Source organism: Streptomyces sp. NPDC047081 (assembly GCF_040643775.1).
In the GTDB taxonomy this organism is placed as follows: Bacteria; Actinomycetota; Actinomycetes; order Streptomycetales; family Streptomycetaceae; genus Streptomyces.
The window spans coordinates 1-9,711 of record NZ_JBEYUY010000066.1 but is presented as its reverse complement, the minus strand read 5'-3'; the positions used below and the strand labels follow the sequence as shown (position 1 = coordinate 9,711).

Annotated in this window: 8 protein-coding genes and 1 pseudogene; 2 read left to right on the top strand and 7 right to left on the bottom strand. The window is 70.9% G+C overall.

What is annotated here, in order from left to right; all coding sequences use genetic code 11:
- Window positions 1-392 precede the first annotated feature (392 nt).
- Entirely contained in the window at window positions 393-1,400 is a 1,008-nt protein-coding gene (locus ABZ848_RS49315; RefSeq protein ID WP_360843644.1) for a stage II sporulation protein M, read from the bottom strand.
- A gap of 129 nt (window positions 1,401-1,529) precedes the next feature.
- Between ABZ848_RS49315 and ABZ848_RS49310 the strand changes: the two genes are divergently transcribed.
- Window positions 1,530-2,564: an RDD family protein gene (locus ABZ848_RS49310; RefSeq protein WP_360843642.1), complete on the top strand. Its 1,035-nt coding sequence runs from the start codon at window positions 1,530-1,532 to the stop codon at window positions 2,562-2,564.
- A gap of 98 nt (window positions 2,565-2,662) precedes the next feature.
- On the opposite strand, the gene ABZ848_RS49305 is transcribed toward ABZ848_RS49310, so the two are convergent.
- A complete protein-coding gene (locus tag ABZ848_RS49305; RefSeq protein ID WP_360843641.1) occupies window positions 2,663-3,277 on the bottom strand; it encodes a hypothetical protein in 615 nt (204 codons plus the stop codon).
- A 186-nt stretch (window positions 3,278-3,463) separates the two neighbouring features.
- Window positions 3,464-4,921: an adenosylhomocysteinase gene (gene ahcY / locus ABZ848_RS49300; protein ID WP_360843639.1), complete on the bottom strand. Its 1,458-nt coding sequence runs from the start codon at window positions 4,919-4,921 to the stop codon at window positions 3,464-3,466.
- 350 nt (window positions 4,922-5,271) lie between these two features.
- Between ahcY and ABZ848_RS49295 the strand changes: the two are divergent.
- Window positions 5,272-5,510: pseudogene (locus ABZ848_RS49295) on the top strand (PTS fructose transporter subunit IIC); the annotation flags it as partial.
- Between the two features lie 52 nt (window positions 5,511-5,562).
- On the opposite strand, the gene ABZ848_RS49290 reads toward ABZ848_RS49295, so the two are convergent.
- The 4 genes from ABZ848_RS49290 to ABZ848_RS49275 all read right to left on the bottom strand — a co-directional run bounded on the left by ABZ848_RS49290 (window position 5,563) and on the right by ABZ848_RS49275 (window position 9,482).
- Complete coding sequence (locus tag ABZ848_RS49290) at window positions 5,563-6,543, bottom strand: cation diffusion facilitator family transporter (protein WP_360843636.1); 981 nt, start codon at window positions 6,541-6,543, stop codon at window positions 5,563-5,565.
- 143 nt (window positions 6,544-6,686) lie between these two features.
- Complete coding sequence (gene manA / locus ABZ848_RS49285) at window positions 6,687-7,838, bottom strand: mannose-6-phosphate isomerase, class I (RefSeq protein ID WP_360843634.1); 1,152 nt, start codon at window positions 7,836-7,838, stop codon at window positions 6,687-6,689.
- A 59-nt stretch (window positions 7,839-7,897) separates the two neighbouring features.
- Entirely contained in the window at window positions 7,898-9,028 is a 1,131-nt protein-coding gene (locus tag ABZ848_RS49280) for an SIS domain-containing protein (RefSeq protein ID WP_360843632.1), read from the bottom strand.
- 283 nt (window positions 9,029-9,311) lie between these two features.
- Window positions 9,312-9,482, bottom strand: a complete 171-nt coding sequence (locus ABZ848_RS49275; protein ID WP_242765862.1) for a Trm112 family protein — start codon at window positions 9,480-9,482, stop codon at window positions 9,312-9,314.
- Between the last annotated feature and the right edge of the window lie 229 nt (window positions 9,483-9,711).

Below are 9,711 nucleotides of genomic sequence, written 5' to 3'. Positions count from 1 at the left end.
TTCTCAAGGAACGGTCGCTTCCTTTGTACTCACCCTCTCGGGCTTTCCTCCGGGCTTCCCTTCGGTCTTGCGTTTCCGACTCTATCAGATCCTTTTCCGATCCGATTTCCTCGGTGCTTTCCAGGTTCCCGCTTTTGTTTCGCGGTTTCCTTTCCGGCGGTGCCGACTTTATCAGAAGTTTCGAGCCGGTCTGACCGGCCGCTCATTTCCGATTCATCGGGAGGTGACTTCTTCGAAATCGACGTTCCGAGAAGCAGACAGATACTCGCTGTTGCCGAACGGACAGGATCCGGTTCCAGGCAACTGTTCGAATCTACCTCCCCGTTCGGGTCGTGTCAACGATCCCTGCGGGGCGAAGGAGAGACTAACAGTTCAGCAGGCGTGTCCGCACATCAGGCGGCCGTCGGCACAGTGGCACTGCGCTCGGCCGCCTCCACGTCGCCCGTCTCGCCGGTGCGTGTCGCACGACCGCCCAGGACGAAGACGTATGCGAGAAAGGCCAGCTCGGCGGTGACTCCGATGCCGATGCGGGCCCAGGTGGGCAGGCCCGACGGGGTGACGAAGCCTTCGATGGCGCCGGAGACGAAGAGGACCAGGGCGAGACCGATCGCCATGCCGATGGCGGCACGGCCCTCCTCGGCGAGTGCTGTGCGGCGGGTGCGTGGGCCCGGGTCGATGACTGTCCAGCCGAGGCGCAGGCCGGTGCCGGCGGCGACGAAGACCGCGGTCAGTTCGAGCAGGCCGTGCGGGAGGACGAGGCCGAGGAAGGTGTCGAGGCGGCCGGCCGAGGACATCAGACCGAAGCCGACGCCGAGGTTGAGCATGTTCTGGAAGAGGATCCAGAGGACGGGCAGGCCGAGGAACACGCCCAGGATGAGGCACTGGGCGGCGGCCCAGGCGTTGTTCGTCCACACCTGGGCGGCGAAGGAGGCCGCGGGGTGGCTCGAGTAGTACGTCTCGTACTGGCCCCCGGGGCGGGTGAGTTCGCGTAGCTCACTGGGGGCGGCGATGCTCGCCTGCACCTCGGGGTGGGTGCCGATCCACCACCCCAGGATGACGGAGACGACCGTGGACAGCAGGGCCGTGGGGACCCACCAGCGCCGGGACCGGTAGACCGCGGCCGGGAAACCGTGCGCCAGGAAGCGTGTGACGTCTCTCCATGAGGCGCGTCGCGTTCCTGTCACCGCGCTACGCGCGCGTGCGACGAGTTGGCTGAGGCGTCCGGTCAGTTGCGGATCGGGCGCGCTGGACTGGATCAGGGAGAGGTGGGTGGCCGTGCGCTGGTAGAGCGCGACGAGTTCGTCGGCCTCGGCACCGGTGAGGCGGCGCTGGCGTCCGAGGAGTGCGTCGAGGCGGTCCCACTCGGCCCGGTGGGCGGTGACGAAGACGTCGAGGTCCATCGGTCTGCCTGCTCCTCGGATGTTCTCGGCGGCTCGTCGTGGGAGTCAGCTTGTCGTACTGGGGCGCGATGCGCCCTCAGCTTGGCAGACTGGCCGTTCTCAGGGCAGGCCAGGGGAAGGACGACGGGCGTGAGTGAGCTGGTGACGGGCGAGGCGGTGGCGCTGGAGTTGCGCCCCGCGAGGCTGCCCAGTAGGGCCCTTGCGATATTGCTCGACCTGGTCGTGGCCATGGCCGTCTATGTCGCCCTGACCATCGGCCTTGTCGCGGCCACGGCCTCCATGGACGACGCGGCGCAGGTCGCGGTGTCGATCGCCACCTTCGTGCTGGTGCTGGTCGGCGGGCCGATCGTGGTCGAGACGCTGAGCCATGGGCGGTCGCTCGGGAAGTTGGCGTGTGGGCTGCGGGTGGTCCGGGACGACGGCGGGCCCATCCGGTTCCGGCATGCGCTGGTCCGGGGTGGGATCGGCGTGGTCGAGATCCTGATGACGTTCGGGGTCGTCGCGTGCATCGCCTCGCTCGTGTCGGCTCGTGGGCGACGGCTCGGCGATGTGTTCGCCGGCACTCTCGTCGTACGCGAACGGGTCCCGGTCGCCCGCACCGGTTTCCTGCCTCCGCCGCCGCCCTGGCTGGCCGGACGGTTCGCGGAGCTCGACCTGTCGGCCGTTCCCGATGGGTTGTGGCTCGCCGTACGTCAGTACCTGGCGCGGATGCAGCAGTTGGACCCCCAGGTCGGCTGGGCCATGGCGGAGCGGCTCGCCTCGGATCTGTCGGCGCGGACGGGGACGCCGGTCCCGCAGGGCGTTCCGCCGGCGGCGTACCTGGCGGCCGTGTTGCAGGAGCGACAGGCGCGAGAGGTACGGCGGGCCTTCGCGAACGGACCCGCGACGGGTGGACCGGCATCGGGGGTCCCGGCGGTGGGTGCGCAGCCAGCCCCTGCCGTGCCTGGCTGGGACAGGCCGGTGGAGGGGTCGGCTCCGGAATTCTCCAAGCCACCGACACCCGAAGTCGCCGAGTCACCGGCGCCCGGAGCTGCGGCGTCCGCCGCCCCGGTCCCCGGGCCACAAAACGCCTCGGGGACCGATCACAACGGTTCCCGGACCGACCCATCCGCCACCGAGAACCCCCGGCCCGCCGGTACAACTGGCTTCGTCCCCCCGGCGTAAGGCCTGAGCAGGCGCTCGCGCGACCCATCCTCCGCTCGACCCCACCCCGCTCAACCCCGGTCTGCGCAAAGCGTCCGACGGCCCGCCCCTCTTCCCGCTCAGTCGAAAACGGACGGCGGCGACGCCAGGTCCTCCAACTCGATGCCGGGTGCCGCGAGTACGACGTCGCCGGCGATGTGCACCGCGTGCTGCTCCCCCGTGTCCAGGGCTGTGACCTGGTATTCGTCCACGGTCAGAGGGCCGTTGTCAGTGGCGTGTGTTTCGCTGTTCACCAGAGCCCAGGACTGGTCCAAGGTGCGCGGGGCGAGGACGGGGTCGGTGAAGCTGACGAGGCGTACGCGGGTTGCCGCGGCGGAAGGGGTGAGGCGCAGGAGACGGCTGGTGGCGATGAGGAACGCGGGGGAAGTGCCGGTGAAGGCGTGGGCGCGCACATTGCCTTCTGTGGCATGGGTGCCGGTGGGGTCCGTGCGGACCCAGGTGACGCCGTCCAGGGCGGCGCCGCGCACCTGCCAGCCCGCGGCGTGGAGTTCGAGTCGGATGGGGCGACCGAGTTCGTCGAGGGCGAGGTCGACGGAGCCGCTGTGCTCGCCCGAAGGGGCGATGAGCTGGGAGACGTAGCGCCAGCCGGAGGGGCCGGGGGCGCACTGGAAGTGCTCTTCTGCGAGGGGGGTGTGATCGTGCGGATCGTGGAGCGAATAACGGCCGCGGGGCATGGGGGTCCTGGGTCTTGACGGGCCGGCCCGTCGGACGGGCCACGGGGCCGAAGGGGCAGGCCCCCGACACGGGGGTGCGGGGGCCTGCCTTGGAGGAACTGCCGATGGCGAGAGCGCGTCAGCGCACCGACGCGCTTTCGTCACGGGTGGTGCCGAGCCGCTCAGTACTGACGGCAGCGGTTCGCCTCAGTAGCGGTAGTGGTCCGACTTGTACGGGCCCTCGACCTTCACGCCGATGTACGCGGCCTGCTCGGGACGGAGCGTCGTCAGCTTCACACCGAGCGAGTCCAGGTGGAGGCGGGCGACCTTCTCGTCCAGGTGCTTGGGCAGCGTGTACACACCGGTCGGGTACTCGGACTGCTTGGTGAACAGCTCGATCTGGGCCAGCGTCTGGTCCGCGAACGAGTTGGACATCACGAAGGACGGGTGGCCGGTGGCGTTGCCCAGGTTCAGCAGGCGGCCCTCGGACAGCACGATGATCACCTTGCCGTCGGGGAACGTCCAGGTGTGGACCTGCGGCTTGACCTCGTCCTTGACAATGCCGGGGATCTTGGCGAGGCCGGCCATGTCGATCTCGTTGTCGAAGTGACCGATGTTGCCGACGATCGCCTGATGCTTCATCTTGGCCATGTCCGAGGCCATGATGATGTCCTTGTTGCCCGTGGTGGTGACGAAGATGTCGGCCTTGTCGATCACCTCGTCGAGCGTGGTGACCTGGTAGCCGTCCATCGCCGCCTGCAGCGCGCAGATCGGGTCGATCTCGGTGACGATGACGCGGGCGCCCTGACCGCGCAGGGACTCCGCGCAGCCCTTGCCCACGTCGCCGTAGCCGCAGACGACGGCGGTCTTGCCGCCGATGAGGACGTCGGTGGCGCGGTTGATGCCGTCGATCAGGGAGTGGCGGCAGCCGTACTTGTTGTCGAACTTCGACTTGGTGACGGCGTCGTTCACGTTGATCGCCGGGAACAGGAGGGTGCCGTCGCGCTGCATCTCGTACAGGCGGTGGACGCCGGTCGTGGTCTCCTCGGTCACGCCGCGGATCTCCGAGGCGAGCTGGGTCCACTTCTGGGAGCCGTCGCTGATGGTGCGGTTCAGGAGTTCCAGGATGACCCGGTGCTCCTCGTTCTCGGCGGTGTCGACGGAGGGGACCTTGCCGTCCTTCTCGTACTCGACGCCCTTGTGGACGAGGAGGGTGGCGTCACCGCCGTCGTCGAGGATCATGTTCGGGCCGCCGGTGGGGGTGTTCGGCCAGGTCAGCGCCTGCTCCGTGCACCACCAGTACTCCTCCAGGGTCTCGCCCTTCCAGGCGAAGACCGGGACGCCCTGGGGGTTGTCCGGGGTGCCGTTCGGGCCGACGGCGATGGCGGCGGCCGCGTGGTCCTGGGTGGAGAAGATGTTGCAGGACGCCCAGCGGACCTCGGCGCCCAGGGCGACCAGGGTCTCGATGAGGACGGCGGTCTGCACGGTCATGTGCAGGGAACCGGTGACGCGGGCGCCGGCCAGCGGCTGCGTCTCGGCGTACTCCTTGCGGATCGCCATCAGGCCGGGCATCTCGTGCTCGGCGAGGGTGATCTCCTTGCGGCCGAAGTCGGCCAGGGAGAGGTCGGCGACCTTGAAGTCCTGTCGGTTGTCGACAGTCGTCATTGCGAGCTGCTCCTCGGGGTTGGGTCGAGGTCGGGTACGGCTGTTCTGCGCGGCGGCGGACACAGGAGTGCCCGAAGAGGACACAGGGATGCCCGCGTGCGCGCAGCGCAGTCCGTCGGAGGCCCTCTCTCCCTCGGTCGGTCCGCGGTGGGACCGCCCGACCGCCATCAGCAGCGACGTCTGGCTCTGTTCCAAGCTACACCGGCCGACCCGGCCGTCCCCAGTCCGCCTTCGAACACATCGCGCCGATCGTGGTGCGCGTCGTGGTCTGCCGAGGGTGGTGGCAGGGAAGCGCGGGGACAGCGACAACAGGACAGCCGCGGGCGGGAGAACAGGAGGCAACAGACCAGCAGGCCGCCGAGAGCCGTGGCATCGACGTGAAGGTGGAGACGCAGGGGTCCATCGGGGCCGAAGACGTTTCGCGGGCAAGCGGGTGCTGAAAGTCGGCGTGGCCGAGGGCATCCACCACTCCGAGCGGCTGATCGAGCAGGTGCGGTCGGCGCCCGTGCACCGACCCGGCAGCAAGGCTGCCTCCCCCACAGCCGCCGGCGGCAAGGAGCGGAGCGTCAGCTACAAGGCGCTGCTGAATGCCGATCATCGTGATCCCGATCGTGGCGACGACCCTCTCTCCGTCGTACCCCTCAGTGCCCGGCCGCGTGTGGGGTCGGGCCGCCCGGGGTCGCCTCGCGGTCCGGGCCCTTCGCGGCCTCGGTCTCGCTGTAGATGTCGGGCTCCAGGTAGATCACGCGCGCGATGGGGACGGCCTCGCGGATGCGGGCCTCGGCGGCGTTGATCGCGGAGGCGACCTCGGCGGCCGTGTCGTCGTGCTGGACGGCGATCTTGGCGGCGATCAGCAGTTCCTCGGGGCCGAGGTGCAGCGTGCGCATGTGGATGATGCCGGTGACCGTGTCGCCGTCTACGATCGCGGCCTCGATCTTCTTGACCTCTTCGATGCCCGCAGCTTCACCGAGGAGGAGGGACTTGGTCTCTACGGCGAGGACGAGGGCGATCAGGACGAGCAGGATGCCGATGCAGACCGTGCCGATGCCGTCCCAGACGCCGTCGCCGGTGAGCAGGGCAAGGCCGACGCCGCCGAGAGCGAGGACCAGGCCGATGAGCGCGCCGAAGTCCTCCAGGAGTACGACGGGCAGCTCGGGCGCCTTGGCGCGGCGGATGAACTGGGACCAGGAGAGCCTGCCCCGCAGCTCGTTCGACTCCTTGATGGCGGTACGGAACGAGAAGCCCTCGGCGATGATCGCGAAGACCAGGACGCCGACCGGCCAGTACCAGTGCTCGACCTCGTGCGGGTGGCTGATCTTCTCGTAGCCCTCGTAGATGGCGAACATGCCGCCGACCGAGAACAGGACGATGGAGACCAGGAAGGCGTAGATGTACCGCTCGCGGCCGTAGCCGAAGGGGTGCTGCGGGGTCGCCTCGCGCTGGGCCTTCTTGCCGCCGAGCAGGAGCAGGAACTGGTTGCCGGAGTCCGCGAGCGAGTGGACGCCCTCGGCGAGCATCGACGACGAGCCGCTGAACGCGAACGCAACGAACTTCGATGCCGCGATCGCGAGGTTGGCTCCGAGTGCCGCCACGATCGCCCTGGTGCCGCCTGACGCGCTCATGTGTCCGCGTTGTCCCTTCGCCTTCGTACGTCCGCCGTCCAGGCCTTTGCCCGTGCTTTGCCGGTGGGCCATTCTTGCAGCCCGGTCCGGCGACGGCTCGTCAGGTATCCACAACCCCGGTCATACGATCACAACACTCGGGGTCATGCGACGACGGTGGCACGGAAGACCGTGCCCACGCCGGTCACCTCGGCCTTCTCGCCCGCGGGGACGAAGACCGACTGGCCGGGCCGCAGTTCGTGCTCGCCGGCCCGGACCGAACCGGCCGTGCACAGCAGGATCTGCGGGGTCTCGCGGGTGAGGTCGTGCGCGCCGGTGCCCTCCGGGAGGACGTACCGGGACAGCCGGAACTCGTCGATGGGGGTCTCGTAGACCTCCTCGCCGTCCGGGGACGCCTCGGGGCGCAGTACGCCGGGGTCGCTCGCCTCGAAGCGGACGATGCGCAGGAGTTCGGGGACGTCGACGTGCTTGGGGGTCAGGCCGCAGCGCAGGACGTTGTCGGAGTTGGCCATGATCTCGACGCCGAGGCCGTTCAGGTACGCGTGCGGGATGCCGGCGCCGAGGAACAGGGCCTCGCCGGGCTGCAGGCGGACGTAATTGAGGAGCATCGCCGCGATGACGCCCGGGTCGCCCGGGTAGTGGTGGGCGATGTCGGCATACGGGGCGTACTCGCCGCCCACGCGCGTGCAGGCCGAGGCGGCCGCGGCGACCGTGTGCCGCATCTCCTCGGGGTCGGCGGTCAGGACCGCGGTGAGGACCTCGCGCAGGGCCGCTTCCTCGGGGTGCGCGTGCAGCAGGTCGACGTACGGCTTGAGGGAGTCGATGCCGAGGCCCGCCAGCAGGTCGGCGGCCTCGATCGGGTCGCGGAAGCCGCACAGGCCGTCGAACTCGGTGAGCGCGCAGATCAGCTCGGGCTTGTGGTTGGCGTCCTTGTAGTTGCGGTGGGGGGCGTCGACCGGGATCCCGCGGCGCTCCTCGTCCTCGTAACCCTCCTTCGCCTGCGCGAGATCGGGGTGCACCTGGAGGGAGAGGGGGGCGCCGGCGGCGAGGAGCTTGAGGAGGAACGGCAGGCGGGGGCCGAACTTGGCGACGGCCGCGGGGCCGAGCTCGCGCTCCGGGTCGGCGTCGACGACCTCGACGAGCGTGCCGCGTCCGGTGCGTGAGGGGGCGCCGGGGTGGGCGCCCATCCACATCTCCGCCTGCGGTTCACCGGTCGGTTCGACGCCGAGCAGGTGCGGGATCGCGGTGGTCGAACCCCAGGCGTAGGGGCGGATGGTGTTGTCGAGCCGGTCCATGCTGTGTCTTCGTCTCCGTACGTACGCCGGTCACTGGGCGCGGGTTGCGCGGGTCAACGTCAGGCTCCCGAGGCGAGCGCCAGGTAAACGGCGGCGAAATCCGTGATGGCGATCAGCTCGGCGAGGGTGGCCAGTTCGTCGCCCTCCTCGGGCTCCAGCTCGCTGATCGGCGTGTCGTGGCTCAGGGCCAGGTCACGGGCGGCGGGGGCCGCGGTGAGGCCGCCGATCGGGCGGTCGCGCAGCAGCACCACGCGCGCGTGCAGCGCGGGGGCCTCCTCGACGCGGTCGCGGAAGAAGTCGTCCGGGTCTGCGCTGGCTGCAAGGGGGCCCGCGAGCAGGGCGCTGTGTGCGGCGAGGGCCTCGGGGAGTTCGGCGACGACGGCCGGGCGGCCGGAGAGTTCGGCGAGCGCGGCGGCGAAGCGGCGGCCCGCGGGGCCGGCCGAGACGCCCTCGGTCCACACCACCGGCAGCGCGTCGGCGAGTTCGGCCGCGAGGGTCTTGGCGGGGTTGCTGTAGGTCGCGATGGCGGGCCCGCAGCGCTCGGCGACGTGGTCGAGGCGGTCGGCGACCTTCTCGACGGCGTCCGGCGGGGCGGTGAGCAGGCCGATGCGGTCCAGGAGCACGAGCAGGGGGGTCAGCAGCGCCCAGAGGACGCCTGGGGCGGACGCGGCGAGTTGCTCCTCGTCCTGCTCGTACGGGGCCGTCGCCATCGGTACGAAGAGACCGTGGGCGCCCTCCACCGCCTCCGTGAGGGGCGTGCGGGCGGGGGCGACGGCGACGACCGTGCAGCCGCGGCGGTAGGCGGAGTCCGCGAGCAGCGACAGGCCCGGTTCGGTGCCGTCGGGGGTGGTGATCAGGAGCAGGTCGACCGAGCCTGCCCAGCCCGGGAGTTCCCAGCGCAGGGCGCCGGCTGCGGGGGCCACGCCGGTCGGGGCGAGGCGGATGACGGGGCTGCCGGGGCCGGCCAGCGTGCCGAGGAGGTCGGCGGCGCAGGTGGCGGCGGCGCCGGGGCCGGCGATGAGGACGGCGCGGGGGCGGCCGTCGGGCTTGAGGTCGTGCACGCCCGCCTCGGCGGCGTGCCGGGCCGCCGTGCGGACGCGGGCGCCGGCCTCGGCGGCGCCGCGCAGCAGGCCGCGGCGGTCGGCCTCCGAGAGGGCCTCGGGGGTGTCGAGCAGCGATTCGTCGAGCATGGGCGGCAGCCTCCGATCGCCGGGGTTCCTGGGTGCCTCGTCGGGCGGGTACGGATGCCTCGTCGGGGCGGCGGGGTGCCGTTGGCGACGGGGCGGGGCGGGCCTTGCGCGGGGTGGCGGACTCGCGCTGGGTCTCGGCCTTGCGTGGGGCGGCGACCTTGCGCTGGGTCTAGGCCTTGCGCTGGGCTTCGGCCTTGCGTGGGACGGTGGCTTCGCGTGAGGTGCGGGCCCTTGGGCGGGCTCGGCGGCCTGCGCGGGCCGGGTCCTGCGCGGGGCTTCGGCCTTACGCGGGGCGGCGGGCCTCGTCGACCAGCAGGACCGGGATGCCGTCGCGGACGGGGTACGCCAGGCCGCAGTCCGCGCCGGTGCAGATCAGCTCGGTGTCCTGCTCCTTGAGGGGGGCGTGGCAGGCCGGGCAGGCCAGGATCTCCAGGAGGCCGGCTTCGAGCGGCATGGGGTGTCCCTTCGGGGCGGGCGGGTACGCGCGCGTGCGGGTACGTGTGCGGATGTGCCTGGTCAGGGTACCGCCGTGGGGGGCGGGGTGCCGGGGTTGGGGCGAGGTGGGGTGGGGCGGGCGTGGAAGGGGTTTCGCCCCCGCCGCCCTTACCCGTCCCATCCCCAGGGGCTTCGCCCCTTCGACCCCACCAGGGGGCTCCGCCCCCTGGACCCCCGTCGGCCTGAAC